Annotated in this window: 16 protein-coding genes; 4 read left to right on the forward strand and 12 right to left on the reverse strand. The window is 66.2% G+C overall.

All coding sequences use genetic code 11. The annotated features are described in order from the left end of the window. Positions 1-38: 38 nt before the first annotated feature. On the forward strand, positions 39-791 hold the full coding sequence (locus BT115_RS05490; RefSeq protein WP_255369387.1) for a M23 family metallopeptidase: 753 nt from the start codon (positions 39-41) through the stop codon (positions 789-791). Between the two features lie 42 nt (positions 792-833). Here the strand turns inward: BT115_RS05490 and folE2 are convergent, their stop codons facing one another. The 7 genes from folE2 to efp all read right to left on the reverse strand — a co-directional run bounded on the left by folE2 (position 834) and on the right by efp (position 6383). Continuing rightward, a complete protein-coding gene (gene folE2 / locus BT115_RS05495) occupies positions 834-1757 on the reverse strand; it encodes a GTP cyclohydrolase FolE2 (RefSeq protein WP_072321478.1) in 924 nt (307 codons plus the stop codon). A 96-nt stretch (positions 1758-1853) separates the two neighbouring features. Then, a complete protein-coding gene (locus BT115_RS05500; RefSeq protein WP_072321479.1) occupies positions 1854-2690 on the reverse strand; it encodes a squalene/phytoene synthase family protein in 837 nt (278 codons plus the stop codon). Beyond that, positions 2687-3367 (reverse strand): HAD family hydrolase, encoded by a 681-nt coding sequence (locus BT115_RS05505; RefSeq protein ID WP_072321480.1) that lies wholly within the window; start codon positions 3365-3367, stop codon positions 2687-2689. The genes BT115_RS05500 and BT115_RS05505 overlap by 4 nt, the downstream gene beginning before the upstream one ends. Continuing rightward, positions 3364-4077 carry a bifunctional 2-polyprenyl-6-hydroxyphenol methylase/3-demethylubiquinol 3-O-methyltransferase UbiG gene (gene ubiG / locus BT115_RS05510; RefSeq protein WP_072321481.1) on the reverse strand — a complete coding sequence of 238 codons (714 nt, stop codon included), beginning with the start codon at positions 4075-4077 and terminating at the stop codon, positions 3364-3366. Before ubiG ends, BT115_RS05505 begins: the two co-directional genes overlap by 4 nt. Positions 4078-4081: 4 nt before the next feature. Beyond that, entirely contained in the window at positions 4082-4366 is a 285-nt protein-coding gene (locus BT115_RS05515; protein ID WP_083527323.1) for a YciI family protein, read from the reverse strand. Beyond that, positions 4363-5700: a TRZ/ATZ family hydrolase gene (locus BT115_RS05520; protein ID WP_072321482.1), complete on the reverse strand. Its 1338-nt coding sequence runs from the start codon at positions 5698-5700 to the stop codon at positions 4363-4365. Before BT115_RS05520 ends, BT115_RS05515 begins: the two co-directional genes overlap by 4 nt. 101 nt (positions 5701-5801) lie before the next feature. After that, complete coding sequence (gene efp, locus BT115_RS05525; RefSeq protein ID WP_072321483.1) at positions 5802-6383, reverse strand: elongation factor P; 582 nt, start codon at positions 6381-6383, stop codon at positions 5802-5804. An 87-nt stretch (positions 6384-6470) separates the two neighbouring features. Here efp and epmB point away from each other — a divergent pair, with 87 nt between their 5' ends. Both epmB and BT115_RS05535 read left to right on the forward strand, forming a co-directional pair. Beyond that, the gene (epmB, locus tag BT115_RS05530) at positions 6471-7496 is read left to right on the forward strand and encodes an EF-P beta-lysylation protein EpmB (RefSeq protein ID WP_072321484.1); all 1026 of its coding nucleotides are present in this window, start codon (positions 6471-6473) and stop codon (positions 7494-7496) included. A gap of 101 nt (positions 7497-7597) precedes the next feature. Continuing rightward, positions 7598-9661, forward strand: coding sequence for an EAL domain-containing response regulator (locus tag BT115_RS05535; protein ID WP_072321485.1), 2064 nt, complete (start codon positions 7598-7600; stop codon positions 9659-9661). Positions 9662-9751: 90 nt separating this feature from the next. Here the strand turns inward: BT115_RS05535 and rplS are convergent, their stop codons facing one another. The 5 genes from rplS to ffh all read right to left on the reverse strand — a co-directional run bounded on the left by rplS (position 9752) and on the right by ffh (position 13295). Beyond that, entirely contained in the window at positions 9752-10147 is a 396-nt protein-coding gene (gene rplS / locus BT115_RS05540) for a 50S ribosomal protein L19 (protein ID WP_072321486.1), read from the reverse strand. Between the two features lie 10 nt (positions 10148-10157). Beyond that, positions 10158-10940, reverse strand: a complete 783-nt coding sequence (gene trmD, locus BT115_RS05545; RefSeq protein ID WP_072321487.1) for a tRNA (guanosine(37)-N1)-methyltransferase TrmD — start codon at positions 10938-10940, stop codon at positions 10158-10160. 18 nt (positions 10941-10958) lie between these two features. Next, positions 10959-11474 carry a ribosome maturation factor RimM gene (rimM, locus tag BT115_RS05550; RefSeq protein WP_072321488.1) on the reverse strand — a complete coding sequence of 172 codons (516 nt, stop codon included), beginning with the start codon at positions 11472-11474 and terminating at the stop codon, positions 10959-10961. Then, the gene (rpsP, locus tag BT115_RS05555; RefSeq protein ID WP_072321489.1) at positions 11474-11725 is read right to left on the reverse strand and encodes a 30S ribosomal protein S16; all 252 of its coding nucleotides are present in this window, start codon (positions 11723-11725) and stop codon (positions 11474-11476) included. Before rpsP ends, rimM begins: the two co-directional genes overlap by 1 nt. Before the next feature lie 187 nt (positions 11726-11912). Continuing rightward, positions 11913-13295 (reverse strand): signal recognition particle protein, encoded by a 1383-nt coding sequence (gene ffh / locus BT115_RS05560; RefSeq protein WP_072321490.1) that lies wholly within the window; start codon positions 13293-13295, stop codon positions 11913-11915. Positions 13296-13521: 226 nt separating this feature from the next. Here ffh and ccsA point away from each other — a divergent pair, with 226 nt between their 5' ends. After that, entirely contained in the window at positions 13522-14319 is a 798-nt protein-coding gene (gene ccsA, locus BT115_RS05565; RefSeq protein ID WP_072321491.1) for a cytochrome C assembly family protein, read from the forward strand. Positions 14320-14333 lie beyond the last annotated feature (14 nt).

Genomic DNA, 14333 nt, shown 5'->3' on the forward strand with positions numbered 1-14333 from the left:
GGTCCGGCGCGCTCACCGCGCTACTGCTCTCCGCCCAGATGCAAGCGGCTGCCCAGGACCTTCCGGCAAGCGTATCCCAGGGCGCGCTCGTGGTCGCACATGCCAAACCCGGAGCCCGCGTCTTCATCGACGACAGGCCGGTACACGTGGGCCCCGATGGCGTCTACGTCTTCGGCGTGGGGCGTGACGAGAAAGGCCCGGTCGTGGTGACCGTGGGCGACGTGCGACATAACCTCGCCGTCGTCCCGCGCGACTGGCCGATCGAGCGCGTGGAGGGGGTGCCGCCCGCCACCGTGAACCCGCCGCCGGCCGTGGCCGCGCGCATCGAGCGCGAACAGGCAGCGGTCGTCGCGGCACGTTCGCGGGACGACGCCCGGGAAGACTTCGCGCATGGCTTCATCTGGCCCGTCACGGGCCGGATCAGCGGTCGCTTCGGCAACCAGCGGATCTACAACGGCGATCCCAAAGCACCGCACTCGGGCATGGACATCGCCGTGCCCGAAGGCACGCCGGTCAAGGCGCCCGCGGACGGCGTGATCACCTTCGCCACCCCCGATCTCTACCTGACCGGCGGTACGGTGCTGCTCGACCACGGCTTCGGGCTGTCGTCCAACTTCTTGCATCTGTCGCGGATCGACGTGAAGGTCGGCCAGCGCGTTCACCAGGGGCAGATCATCGGCGCGGCGGGCAAGACGGGCCGCGCGACGGGCCCGCACCTGCACTGGGGCTTCAACTGGTTCGGTGTGCGGCTCGATCCCCTGCTGCTGCCGGGCATCGAACCCAGTTCCTAGGGCCTGTCCAGGGCCTGTAACAGGCCCTGGACGCGAGCCGCTTCAGCGCGCCTTGGAAGCGAACGCCACGGCATCGTGCGGATGCAGGCTTTCGTGATGGGCCACGCGCAGGTGGAAATCGGCGATCCGCGGATCGGCCTCGAGCGTTTTCTGAATGCGCCGCGCCGCGTCTTCGCAGAACATCAGGTTCTGCCCGTTGGCGAGGGCGAATGCCTGCTCATCGGCGCGTTTGACAGCCGTCTGCACTGGCGTGCCGAGCGCGGCTTCCACGTTGTCGATCATGTCCACGAGCGGGAACACGCCCTCGCCCACGGGACGAACGCGAATGGTGGCAGTGCTCCGCTGCGCATGCGGCGTAGCCACGATGCCCTGCTCCGTACCCAGCCACGCCAGGATCGTCTCCCGATCCAGCGGCTCACCGGCCGCGAAGGTCTTGGCGAAGTTGTCCTGAATCAGCTGCCGTGACAACGCTGCCGAGGCCGGGCACGTCGAGGAATAGACCACGTCCGTGGTGATCTCGATGCGGAAGTCGTCACCGTTGAGCGTGGCGTCGATGGTGACCGGGTACGCACGCCAGCCGCTGTTCTCGCTGCGCAACGACTTGCGCCGCACGAGATGCTCGAAGCCGATCGTGATGCGCGCGCGATCGGACAGACCTTCGTGCGAGGACAGGAACGACTGCAACAGACTGCGTACCCCGGCTACCGTCAGCGGGCCCGCCGACAAGGCGTCGGAGACCAGCAGATAGAGCCGCGACATGTGGATGCCACGCGCTTCCGGCTTCTTGAGATCGACGAAGGCACCGACACGCGCGCCGGTCGAGCGGACGTCGCCGTCGCCGGCATCGAACGCCACAGGCATTTCCATGCCGTCCATGCCTACCCAGTCGAGCGTGCCGACGGCCAGGGCATGTTCCTGCGAAGCGACGTCAGGCAGCAGGCGATGGGGGGAATCGTGGATGTACATCAGGGAAAATCCTTGGGACGTGCCGCTGGCGGCTTACCGTGACCACATGGGGGCCCGGGGAGGTGGCTCAATGGTGAGTGCCGGGAAACGGTCCGTTCAGTTGAATCGCTCTGCATGCCGCGCCGCAAGCCATGCCCGGATCGCCGTAGCGGGGCCGGTGCGCGACTGGCGCCGATGCAACTCGGCGAACGGCTCGCCCGCGCGGGCGGCCGAGCGCGCCGTGGACAGCGAGGTCCGCCCCTCCAAACCGCGGAAGGTGCTCATCGGCTCACCCTGCGCCAGCGCCTCACGCAGGCCGTCGGCCAGTTCGCCCAGTTGCGCACGCAACGCGTCGCGACGGCTTGGCGAATCGGTCTTCAATTGCGCGCGCGCGAGGCCATGCCGCGCCAGTCGAGCCATGGGCAAAGGCAGGCGCTCGCGTTCCGCATCGAGTTCGAGCCGCGACAAGGCGAACACCAGATGCGACAGCGTCGCCACACGAGACGCGGCCTCGGTCGGCGCGTCGGGACCGAACCACCACATGTTCTCCAGGCGCGCCAGCGCGCCGTGCAGCCCTTGCGAGGCCGCGACCTGGGCTGCGAAATCCGACGGCGTGCCCTGCTCCAGTTGCGCCATCGCTGCGAGCACGGGCGCCAGCCAGCCGTCCATAGGGATCGCGCGGGCCCTTTCGCTCGCGAACAGTGCCTGGGTCAGCGGATGGCGGCCGCCACTGGCCGGAGCACCTGACAATTCCTCCGCCCACCATTGCAGCTTCGCCGCGGCCACGCTCGGCTCACGGATGCCGTAGGCCGTCGCAACCAATTCCTGCTCGAAGGCTGCGAGCGCCACGCGCTCGTCGCGCACCGACGGCGCGACGAAACCAAGCGCCACGCGCTGCTGCGGCTGCACGGCCAGCCACTTGTCGATGAAGCTCTGGGTGGCACTGTCGCTCACGCCGCAGCCTCCCTTACGCCCAGCAGGGCGGCGAGATCGTCGGGGTGGTCGAGCACGGCATCCGCACCCCATGCGTCCGGATCGCCGCCGTCGAGGTAACCCCAGCGCACCGCCACGGTGAACAGCCCCGCCGCGTTGCCCGCGAGAATGTCGCGGCGGTCGTCCCCGACGAACACCGAGCGTGTCGGCTCGCACCCGGCGAGCGCGCATGCATGCAGCACCGGCGCCGGATCGGGCTTCTTCACCGGCAGCGTGTCACCGGAGACGACCGCTGCCGGCTCCCAGTGCGGCACAGCCTGCGGCAGCAGTGCGTCCGTGAGGAACCCGGGCTTGTTGGTGACGATGCCCCAGCGGATCGCGGCGTTGTCGAGACCCGCGAGCAGGGCCTCCACGCCATCGAAGGCCACCGTGTGGCGAGACATCGCCGCCTCGTAGATAGCGAGGTAGCGCGGTACGAGCGCCAGCAGCGCCTCCGCGGTGATCTCGGGAAGCCCCACGCCGATGATGGCGCGTGAACCACGCGATACCACCGGCCGCACGCGCTCGTACGGCGGCGGGGCGACGCCCTCCTCCGCGCACAGATCGACCAGCGCAGCATGGAGATCCAGCGCGCTGTCGAGCAGCGTGCCGTCGAGGTCGAAGAACACCCCGTCCGGCCGGAACGGCAGGATGCTCATCCCGCCTTCCTTGCCGCCAGCACGTAGTTGACCGCGGTGTTGGACGAGAGGCTGGCGTTGCGCGTGAGCGGGTTGTAAGCCAGCCCCTTGATGTCTTCCAGTTCAAGTTCGAAGCGACGCAGCATCGTGGCGACTTCGGACGGCTTCAGGAACTGCGCGTAGTGATGCGTGCCGCGCGGCAGCAGACCCATGACGTATTCCGCGCCAACGATCGCCGCGCCGAACGCGGCAGGCGTGCGGTTGAGCGTGGACAGGAAGAGTTGACCGCCGGGCTTCAGCATCGCCGAGAGGTCGCGGATCAGCGCCTGCGGGTCGGGCACGTGCTCGATCAGTTCCATGCAGCAGACCACGTCGAACGAGGCCGGCTCGGCCTCGGCCAGTGCCGTCGACGACTGCACGCGGTAATCGACCTGCAGGTTCGATTCGAACAGATGCAGCTTGGCGATCTCGATGAGCTTGTCGCCCAGGTCGATCGCCGTGACGTTGGCGCCTGCGCGTGCCAGAGCCTCGCTCAACAGGCCGCCGCCACAGCCGACATCGACCACACGGGCGCCACGCAGGTTTGCGCGGCCCGCGACATAGGCGGCGCGTACGGGATTCAGGTCGTGCAGCGGTCGCGATTCGCCATCGGGATCCCACCAGCGGGCGGCGAGCTTTTCAAAGCGGGCGATTTCTTCCGCGCTGACGTTGGGATTGGCTTGGGTCTGCATGGTGTTACTCCTTCGCCGCAAAGCGACGCACGCGCCACTCATGGACGGTAAGGGTCGACGATCCGGTGATGTGCAAGGGATCGCGGTGGGCAAGTTCGGTAGCGGTCGCGAGATCGGCCGCACGCAGCAGATAGGCGCCGCCACTGCCATCGGTGAAGGGACCGGTGGCGTCCAGCACACCTTGTTCGGTCAGCGCCGCAAGAAACGCCTTGTGCGCCTCGCCAGCCTCTGCCTGGAAATGCGGCGTGCGCATCGCGAGCACAAGGTAAAGGTGCACCGGCTTGCTCATGCGGCATCTCCCGCTGCAATGCGTTCGCGCCAGGCGCGCGCCTTGGCGCGGATGGCCGCGGTATCGATATCGACGAGATCGCCGTCCGCCAGCTTGCGTCGGCCGTCGATCCACACGTCGCTGACCTGATGCCGCCCCGTGGCATACACCAGCTGCGAAGCGACGTGGTACAGCGGCTGCGTTTCGAGAGCATCGAGGCGCACGGCGACGAGATCGGCACGCTTGCCAACCTCGATGGAACCGACCCGTTCACCGAGACCGATCGCACGGGCGCCATTGAGCGTGGCCGCACGCAACGCGTACGCAGCATCGAAGGCGGCCGCGTCACCCGCCACGGCCTTCGCCAGCAGGGCGGCGGTGCGCATCTCGCCGAACATGTCCAGATCGTTGTTCGAGGCGCAACCGTCGGTGCCGATGCAGACGTTGACGCCGGCCGCGCGCAGCTTCTCGGCGGGGCAGAAGCCCGAGGCGAGCTTGAGATTCGACTCCGGGCAATGCACCACCGACACGCCGGCCTTCGCGCACGCGGCAATCTCCGCGTCGGTCAATTGCGTCATGTGCACGGCAACGAGGCGATCGTTGACGATACCGAGCTTCTGCAGGCGCTGGAACGGGCGGATGCCGTCCTTCTCCACCGCCTCTTCCACCTCGTGCGCCGTTTCGTGCGTGTGCAGGTGGATGGGAATGTCGAGCTGGTCGGCCAGCACGCGAATGCGTTCGAAATTTTCGTCCGACACCGTGTACGGCGCATGCGGCACGAACGCCGTGGTGAGCAGCGGCTCGCCACGCAGCGAATCGTGCACTTCCAGCGCGCGACTGAAATACTCGTCGGACGTCTTCGCCCACGCGGTGGGAAAGTCGATCACCGGAAGACCGATCACGGCACGGAAACCCATGGCGCGATAGGTCGCCGCGATGACGTCCGGAAAGAAGTAGTTTTCGTTCGCGCAGGTCGTGCCGCCGCGGATCATCTCCGCCACGGCGAGTTCGACGCCATCACGAATGAAGTCGGGCCCCATCACCCGCCCTTCCGCGGGCCAGATGTGCTCGCGCAACCAGGTCATCAGCGGCAGGTCGTCCGCCAGGCCGCGCAACAACGTCATGGGGTTGTGCGTGTGCGCGTTGATCAGGCCGGGAATCAGCGCATGCTCCGGTAGCTCGACGCGTTCCCGCGGGGCGTAGAGGGCACGGGCTTCCGCGATGGGCAGGATCGCCACGATCTCGCCGCGGTGGACCGCGACGGCGTGTTCGTCGAGCACCACGGCATGGGGTTCGACGGGCACGACCCAACGGGCCTCAAGGAGCAGATCGATATCGGTAGGGCTGGCGGTCATCGGGGCCTCGGTGGGAAAAGCGGGAGCCTCATGCAAGAGCGGCACGGCCCTCGGAAGTGCTCCGAGGCTGCCGTGCCGCGATATCAGGGCGAAGAGTGGCCTTACTTGACGCGGCTATCGTACTCGCCCGTGCGGGTGTCGACCTTGATGATCTCGTCCTGGTTGACGAAGAGCGGCACGCGAACCACGGCACCCGTCTCAAGCGTGGCCGGCTTGCCGCCGCCGCCCGAGGTGTCGCCGCGCACGCCCGGATCGGTCTCGACGATCTTCAGTTCGACGAACTTCGGCGCCTGCACGGCGATGATCTGGGTTTCATTGAAGATGGTGATGACGCATTCCTCGTCGCCCTTGAGCCACTTCCACGCGTCGCCCATGGCGGCCAGGTTCGCGCGGTACTGCTCGAAGGTCTCCGAGTGCATGAAGACCCACTCGCGATCGTTGCCGGTGCCCTCGACGTACGAGAACGTCGCGTCGGTATCCGTGGCGTTGGCTTCTTCGTACGAATCGCTCGACTTCAGCGTGAGTTCGGTCGTGCGACCGTCCTTCAAGTTGCGGACGCGAATACGGGTGAACGCCTGGCCCTTGCCCGGCTTGATGAAGTCGGCCTCGGTGATGACCCACGGATCGCCATTGTGAAGGATCTTCTTGCCCGTTTTGACGTCATTGAGGCCAAGACTCGCCATGCGCTTTCTGCTCCAGGGTTAAATCCGCCCCGTGGGCGGCTAAAATAGGGTCCGTCACGGGCATTACGGCCCGATCCAAGGTCCGCAATGATAACCGCAAGCCCCACTCCCCGCCTATCGCCGCCCACCGTAGGCTGGCGCGAGCTCTGGCGGGACGCCATCACGGATGCCGGCGAACTCCTGGCCGCCGTCGGTCTCGCGCATCGCCCCGACCTCCTGCCGCCGGGCGACGCGGGGTTCCCCCTGCGCGTGCCCCGCGGCTTCGTCGCACGGATGCGCCAGGGCGATGCGGCCGATCCCCTGCTGCTCCAGGTGCTGCCACGCGCCCAGGAGGCCGCCACGGCCGACGGCTTTTCCGTGGACGCCGTGGGCGACATGGCCTCACGCGCCGGACATGGGGTGCTGCACAAGTACGACGGGCGGGCCCTGCTGATCGCCAGCGGGAGCTGTGCGGTCAATTGCCGCTACTGCTTCCGCCGCCACTTCCCGTACGGCGAGGAGATCGCCGCGGCGGCGCAATGGCGCGAGGCGCTGGCGCACCTGCATGCCGACCACTCGATCCGCGAGGTGATCCTTTCCGGGGGCGACCCCCTGTCGCTCGCCACCCACAAGCTCGAGGAATTCACCCGGGGCCTGGCCGACCTGCCGCATGTGATCCGCCTGCGTATCCATACGCGCCTGCCCATCGTGCTGCCGGAACGCGTGGACGACGCGTTCGTCGACTGGCTATCGGCCCTGCCGGTGCAGAAGGTCGTGGTGCTGCATGCCAATCACGCCAACGAGTTCGACGACGCCGTGGATGCGGCCTGTGCGCGTTTGCGGGCCGCGGGCGCCACGCTGCTCAACCAGTCGGTACTGCTGCGTGGCGTAAACGACGATGTGGACGCGCTGACGGCGCTGTGCGAACGCTCCTTCGCGGCCGGCGTGCTGCCCTACTACCTGCACCAGCTCGACAAGGTGCAGGGCGCAGCGCACTTCGAGGTCGAAGACGACCGCGCGCTGGAACTGCTCGAAGGCCTCCGGGGCCGCCTGCCGGGCTACCTGGTCCCCCGTCTGGTCCGTGAATTGCCGGGCGATCCCTCGAAACGTCCCATTGCCGATTTCGCGCGTTAGTATGGGCAACACCCGGCAGACATGAACCTGCCGGACCGCGCTATGGGGGAGCGGTACGGCCACGCCGCACCGCGGGATGAGCAAGCGGCAACCGGAACGGCATGAAACACGACAACGTCATCAGGATCCTCTTCATCGAGAACTCGGTCGAAGACGCCGAACTCTTGATCAATGTATTGCGCAACGGCGGCATCGCCGTGCGACCCGCCCGCGCCACCAGTCCGGACGAAATCCAGGCGGCCCTCGGTGACACCGTGCCCGACCTGGTACTGATGAATCCCGGCGTGCCGGGCATCGATCCTGCCGCGGTCATGCGGCAGCTCGACGCCAGCGGCCGCGATCTCTCCCTCATCGCCGTCGTCGACACCCTCGACGACGAGACGATCGCGGACATGTTCGCCAACGGCGTACGCGGCGTGGTGCTGCGTAAGCGCGCCGATCAGGTGCTGACCGTGGTGCAGCGAGAATTCGACGCGCTGTCCACCCGCCGGCTCGTTCGCCGCCTCGAAACCTCGCTGCGCGAAACCGAGCGGCGCTGCGACGCGCTGCTCGACTCCTCCCGCGACGCCATCGCCTATGTCCACGAAGGCATGCACGTGCGCGTGAACCAGGCCTACCTCGAAGCCTTCGGCTTTGCCGAGGTCGACGACATCATTGGCCTGCCCATCCTCGATCTCGTTGCCGGCACCCATGCCGACGACTTCAAGAGCACGCTGCGCGGGCTGTCGAAGGGCGACAAGGTGCCACCCGCCATGGAACTGCTCGCGCGCCGCGACGACGGCAGCACGTTCAAGGCCATGGTCGAGTTCGCCCACGCGACCTTCGAAGGCGAGGCCTGCCTGCAGATCGTGTTCCGCCAGCAGACCGTAGACCCGGCGCTCGTGGCGCAGTTGCAGCGCGATCCGGTCACCGGCCTGTTCAACCGCGCACACACGCTGGAGTGCATCGACGAGGCCGTGGCCGCTGCCGCGGCCGGTCGCGCCGGGCAGGCAGTGGTGCTGCTCGAACCGGACAACTGGAAGGATCTCGTCGCCAGTGCGGGCATCGGCAATGCCGATCACCTGCTCGCCGCCATCGCGGCGAAGGTCAACGAGTCCATCGACGACGAAGACATTGCCGGCGTGCTCGGCGACCATACGTTCGGCCTGGTGTTGTCGCCACGCGGCGACCTTGAACACGCGGCGCTCACCGAGCGTCTGCGGACCACCATCGCCGAAACCATCTTCGACGCCGGCTCCCGCTCTCTCACCGTCACCGTCACCCTCGGCGGCACGCTGCTCGCCGAGAAGAACGCCAACACGGAAACGGCGCTCGATCAGGCCAGCACCGCGCTGCGTGCGGCACAGAACCAAGGCGGAAACCGCGTCGAACTGCACGATCCGGCGGCGCGCGAAAAGGCCGACGCCGAACGCGAGCAGTACTGGCTGGATCTGGTCCGTCAGGCGCTCTCGGAAGACGGCCTGCGGCTTTACCACCAGCAGATCATCAGCCTGCAGGACGCCGCCGGCGAGTTCTACGAGATCCTCGTCCGCATGCGCGGGCCCAAGGGCGACGTGCTGCCTTCGTACTTCTTCCCGGTCGCCGAACGCAACGGCCTCCTACCTGCGATCGACCGCTGGGTGCTCGGCCATGCCATCGATGCCCTCGCCCACCGCGAGAACGATGGGCTCACGACCACCTACTTCGTAAAGATGACGCTGCAATCGCTGGAAGACCCGGAACTGCTGCCGTGGCTCATCCGCCGCCTGCAGACGGCCAACCTGCGCCGCAGCAAGCTGGTCATCGAGATGCCGGAATCGAAGGTACTGACCAGCCTGCGACCGACCCAGGAATTCGTCACCGGGTGGCGCAAGGCGGGTGGCGGCTTCGCCATCGAGCAGTTCGGCTCGGGTCTCAACTCGTTCCAGATGCTCAACCACGTCGAGGCCGACTACCTGAAGATCGACCGCAGCTTCATGACCGACCTGCCGCAGCACCCGGAAAACCAGAAGAAGATCGCCGAGATCTGCAAGGAAAGCCACTCGTCCGGCAAGCAGACCGTCGCCGAATGGGTCGAAGACGCTGTGAGCACGTCGCTGCTGTTCGCCTGCGGCGTGGACTTCATCCAGGGCAACTTCCTGCAGGAACCCGCCAAGGTGCTGGCCGAGGAATACATGCCCGTGTGAGGACACGGCTCCCACAGGGTCTCTTCGGCAACCCCAGAAACAAAAAAGCCCGCGATCGCTCGCGGGCTTTTTCGTGCACCTCGCAGCCGATTACTCGGCGGCGGCGGCAGCCTTCTTCGCAGCCTTGGCGGCAGCGGCGGCGGCGACGTCTTCCTTGATGCGCGCAGCCTTGCCTTCCAGACCACGCAGGTAGTACAGCTTCGCGCCGCGGACCTTGCCCTTGCGCTTCACTTCGACGGAGTCGATCGAGCGGCTGTGGCTCTGGAACACGCGCTCCACGCCCGTGCCGTGCGAGATCTTGCGCACGGTGAAGGCGGAATGCAGACCGCGGCTGCGCTTGGCGATGACGATGCCCTCGAACGCCTGGACGCGCTCGCGGTTACCTTCCTTCACCTTGACGTTGACGATCACGGTATCGCCAGGACCGAAATCCGGCAGCTGGCGGGTGATCTGCTCGGCTTCGAACTGTTGGAGGAGTTTGTTCATGGCGCACCTGTCAATTTTCATTACGGCGGTCGTTACCGACCGCACCGTTTGGCCGCGTGTACTCACGGCGGAATTCATCCAGCAATGCTCTCGATTCGTCATCGAGCGCACGCTGCGTTAGTAGATCCGGCCGGCGCAGCCAGGTACGACCCAGCGACTGCTTGCGACGCCAGCGGCGTATGGCCGCGTGATCGCCGGAAAGCAGCACCTCCGGCACGCCGCCCCACACATCGTGATGCACGGGACGGGTGTAATGCGGGCAATCCAGCAGACCATCCGAGAAGGAATCCTGCTGGGCGGACTGCGCATCGTTCAACGCGCCTTCCTGTAGACGACCCACCGCATCGATGATCACCGCTGCGCCGAGTTCACCGCCAGACAGCACATAATCGCCGATTGAGAGCTCCTCGTCGACCTCGTGCTCGATCAGGCGTTCGTCCACACCCTCGTAACGTCCGCAAATCAAGGCGATTCGCGGCATGCCTGCCAGCGCTTCCACCTTTTTCTGCGTCAGCCGCGCACCTTGCGGGCTGAGGTAAATCACATGCACCGGTTCCGGTGCCGCCTCACGAATCGCCGCGAGCGCCGCTCGCAGAGGGTCGATCAGCATCACCATGCCGGGTCCGCCGCCAAAGGGGCGACCGTCCACAGTGCGATAATTGTCGGTGGCGAAGTCGCGAGGATTCCAGGTTTCCACCTGCAAAAGCTCGCGCTGCTGCGCCCTTCCGACCACCCCGATCGCAGCCGACTGGCGGACGAAATCGGGAAAAAGCGAAACCACGTCGATACGCATGATCTTCAGGTTTCGCCGTCAGAACTCGGGATCCCAGTCCACCACGATGCGCCCGGCGTCGAAATCGACCGAATGCACGTAAGGGCCCTGGACGAACGGAACCAGCCGTTCCTTGTCGCCATCCCTTACCACCATGACGTCGTTGGCGCCGGTGGAAAAGAGATGACTGACCCGACCCAGATGAGCGTTCTCCGTGGTTACGACCTCAAGGCCTTCGAGATCGGTCCAGTAGAACTCACCTGGCGCGGGCGGCGGCAGCTTGTCGCGCGAGACCGTGATCTCGCAGCCGACCAGGGCAGCCGCCTGATCACGATCCTCGATGCCCGGCAGGGTGGCAACAATGCCCTTGCCCTGAGCGCGACCGCGGATTCCGTCCATTTCCCGCTCAACGCCCGGCGCGGTCAGCAGCCAGGGCTGGTAGCGGAAGATCTGGATGCGGGGCTCGGTCCAGCTTTCGAGCTTGACCTGTCCCTGCACGCCATGGAGCCCGACAATGCGTCCCACTCGGACGCGCTTACCGGACTCCGTCGACATCAAGCAGCCAGCTTGCCGGCTTCCTTCACCAGGGCACGGACCTTGTCGGTCATCTGCGCACCCTTCGCGATCCAGGCCTCAACCTTGGAAACGTCGAGTTCGAGGCGCTTGTCGTTGCCCGAAGCGACCGGGTTGTAGTAGCCAACGCGTTCGATGTTGCGACCGTCGCGCGGGCTGCGCTGGTCGGTCACGACGACGTGATAAAACGGACGGCCCTTGGCGCCACCGCGCGAAAGACGAATCTTGACCATAAGTTACGAGCTCCAGAATGCCGAAGACCGGCAAGGCGCGCGCGAGAAGCGGGCGCGGTAAAGCCGGACATTGTAGTGAAAATTTCGAGTGTGTAAAGAGTTAACCGTAAACAGTAAGCTGCCGCCGCGGACCCGGGACCGCCACCCTTACTTGCGGTTTACGGTTCACGGTTCACTCTGGGCCGCCTTAGCGGCCCGGCGGCAGCATGCCGCCCATGCCACCCATGCCCTTCATGGCGCCGCGCATCTGGCGCAGAAGGCCCTTGCTGCCGCCCTTGGACAGCTTGGACATCATCTTTTCCATCTGCATGTACTGCTTCAGGAGGCGATTCACGTCCGCCGGCTGGGTGCCAGAGCCGCGCGCGACGCGGGCCTTGCGCGAGCCGTTCAGGAGGTCCGGATGGCGGCGCTCCTTCTTGGTCATGGAGCCGATGATGGCGACCATGCGCTTCAGCTCGTTGTCGTTGACCTTGGACTTGACGCTATCCGGAATGCTGGCCATGCCCGGCAGCTTGTCCATGAGACCGGCGAGGCCGCCCATGTTACTCATCTGCTCGAGCTGGTCGCGCATGTCGTTGAGATCGAACCGCTTGCCCTTGATGACCTTCTCGGCCAGCTTCTGGGCCTTCTCCTGGTCGACCTTGCGCTCGACCTCCTCGACCAGCGACAGCACGTCGCCCATGCCGAGGATGCGCTGGGCCACGCGGTCCGGATGGAATGGCTCGAGCGCGTCGGACTTCTCGCCCGCGCCAAGGAACTTGATCGGCCGGCCGGTGACGTAGCGCACCGAAAGCGCAGCACCGCCGCGCGCATCGCCGTCCGTCTTGGTGAGCACCACGCCGGTAAGCGGCAGCGCATCGGCGAAGGCCTTGGCGACGTTGGCGGCATCCTGGCCCGTCATCGAATCGACGACGAACAGCGTCTCGATGGGATCGAGCGCCCCGTGGAGCGCCTTGATCTCGTCCATCATGGCAGCGTCGACGTGCAGTCGGCCGGCGGTATCCACCAGCAGCACGTCGATGACTTCGCGACGGGCGGCCGCCACGGCGGCCTTGGCGATGTCCACCGGGTTCTGCCCGGCTTCCGACGGGAAGAACGAGACGTCGACCTGCGACGCCAGGGTGCGCAACTGTTCGATCGCGGCCGGACGATAGACGTCGCAGCTCACGACCATGACGCGCTTCTTCTTGCGCTCCTTCAGGAAGCGGGCGAGCTTGCCGACGGTGGTGGTCTTGCCCGCGCCCTGCAGGCCGGCCATGAGCACGACTGCCGGCGGCTGCGCCGCCAGGTTCAGTTCGGTATTGGCCGCTCCCATCAGGGTGGTCAACTCGTCGCTGACGACCTTGACCAGCGCCTGACCCGGCGACAGGCTCTTCAGGACCTCCTGACCGACGGCGCGAACCTTCACGCGTTCCACCAGCGCCTTCACCACCGGCAAGGCCACGTCGGCCTCGAGCAGGGCGATACGAACCTCACGCAGGGTTTCGCGGATGTTTTCCTCGGTCAGCCGCCCGCGGCCACGCAGGCGGTTGACGGTGTCGGACAGGCGCTGGCTGAGCGATTCGAACATGGGGATTCGGTCAAGATGCAATAAACCAGGGATTATAGCCGAACCCCACACACACCACCGCTCCGCTCGAAGCGCACACGGACCTGTGTGGGAGCCGCCATGGCGGCGAGAAGTCCACGAAGCGGTGAAGCCAAAGCCCATATGCAGGCTCAAGGCTAGGTTTCCCTCGCCGCCATGGCGGCTCCTACAACTACAACGCCTGTTCTCTATGCCACACTGCGCGTCCATGACCGTTACCATCCTGTCCCTGGCCGCCATCGTCTTCTACCTGACCGCTGCCGGCGTCCTCGCCCGGCCGCTCGCGACAGGTGGACAACCGCTTGCGCGCGCCGGCATGGCGCTGGCGACCGTCGCCGCGATTGCGCACGGCGCAGTGCTGCTCTCCGCGCATCGCGGCACGCTCGACCTGCACTTCTTCGCTGCGCTCTCGCTGGTCGCCTGGATCGCCTCTGCGCTCACCATTGTGGTGAACCTTTCGCGCCCCATCGCCGGCCTGGGCATCCTGATCTTTCCGTTGTCGGCGGTGTTCCTGGCCATCGACACCTTCCTCGCCCCGCGCACCGCGCCTGAGGCGATGACCTGGCAGATCGAACTGCACGTCACGATCGCGATCCTAGCCTTTGGCATCCTTTCCCTCGCCGCCGCGTTGGCAGTGCTCCTGGCGATTCAGGAACGTGCCTTGCGCCGCAGTCGCTTCGGGCACTGGCTACGCGCCCTGCCCCCGCTTACGCTGACGGAAGTGCTCCTGTTCCGCTTGATCGCGGTCGGCTTCGTACTTCTCACGCTGACGCTGGTCACCGGCACGCTGTTTGTCGGCAATCTCTTCAGTCAGCATCTCGTCCACAAGACCGTGCTCTCGATCGCCGCCTGGATCGTGTTCGGCGTGTTGTTGTGGGGCCGCTGGCAATACGGCTGGCGCGGCATCCGCGCGGTGTATCTCACACTGATCGGCATGGGCATCCTGTTGCTCGCGTTCTTCGGTACGAAGGCCGTGCTCGAGCTGATCCTGCACAGAACGCCCTAACCCGAGACGGCGCG

This window comes from Luteibacter sp. UNCMF366Tsu5.1, assembly GCF_900119235.1.
Classification (GTDB): Bacteria; Pseudomonadota; Gammaproteobacteria; order Xanthomonadales; family Rhodanobacteraceae; genus Luteibacter; species Luteibacter flocculans.

Bases quoted from the DNA above. Each gene is read 5' to 3' on its own strand.
- BT115_RS05490 (WP_255369387.1), top strand. From the start codon at position 39: ATGCAAGCGGCTGCCCAGGACCTTCCGGCAAGCGTATCCCAGGGCGCG.
- folE2 (WP_072321478.1), bottom strand. From the start codon at position 1,757: ATGTACATCCACGATTCCCCCCATCGCCTGCTGCCTGACGTCGCTTCG.
- BT115_RS05505 (WP_072321480.1), bottom strand. From the start codon at position 3,367: ATGAGCATCCTGCCGTTCCGGCCGGACGGGGTGTTCTTCGACCTCGAC.
- ubiG (WP_072321481.1), bottom strand. From the start codon at position 4,077: ATGCAGACCCAAGCCAATCCCAACGTCAGCGCGGAAGAAATCGCCCGC.
- BT115_RS05515 (WP_083527323.1), bottom strand. From the start codon at position 4,366: ATGAGCAAGCCGGTGCACCTTTACCTTGTGCTCGCGATGCGCACGCCG.
- BT115_RS05520 (WP_072321482.1), bottom strand. From the start codon at position 5,700: ATGACCGCCAGCCCTACCGATATCGATCTGCTCCTTGAGGCCCGTTGG.
- efp (WP_072321483.1), bottom strand. From the start codon at position 6,383: ATGGCGAGTCTTGGCCTCAATGACGTCAAAACGGGCAAGAAGATCCTT.
- epmB (WP_072321484.1), top strand. From the start codon at position 6,471: ATGATAACCGCAAGCCCCACTCCCCGCCTATCGCCGCCCACCGTAGGC.
- BT115_RS05535 (WP_072321485.1), top strand. From the start codon at position 7,598: ATGAAACACGACAACGTCATCAGGATCCTCTTCATCGAGAACTCGGTC.
- rplS (WP_072321486.1), bottom strand. From the start codon at position 10,147: ATGAACAAACTCCTCCAACAGTTCGAAGCCGAGCAGATCACCCGCCAG.
- trmD (WP_072321487.1), bottom strand. From the start codon at position 10,940: ATGCGTATCGACGTGGTTTCGCTTTTTCCCGATTTCGTCCGCCAGTCG.
- rimM (WP_072321488.1), bottom strand. From the start codon at position 11,474: ATGTCGACGGAGTCCGGTAAGCGCGTCCGAGTGGGACGCATTGTCGGG.
- rpsP (WP_072321489.1), bottom strand. From the start codon at position 11,725: ATGGTCAAGATTCGTCTTTCGCGCGGTGGCGCCAAGGGCCGTCCGTTT.
- ffh (WP_072321490.1), bottom strand. From the start codon at position 13,295: ATGTTCGAATCGCTCAGCCAGCGCCTGTCCGACACCGTCAACCGCCTG.
- ccsA (WP_072321491.1), top strand. From the start codon at position 13,522: ATGACCGTTACCATCCTGTCCCTGGCCGCCATCGTCTTCTACCTGACC.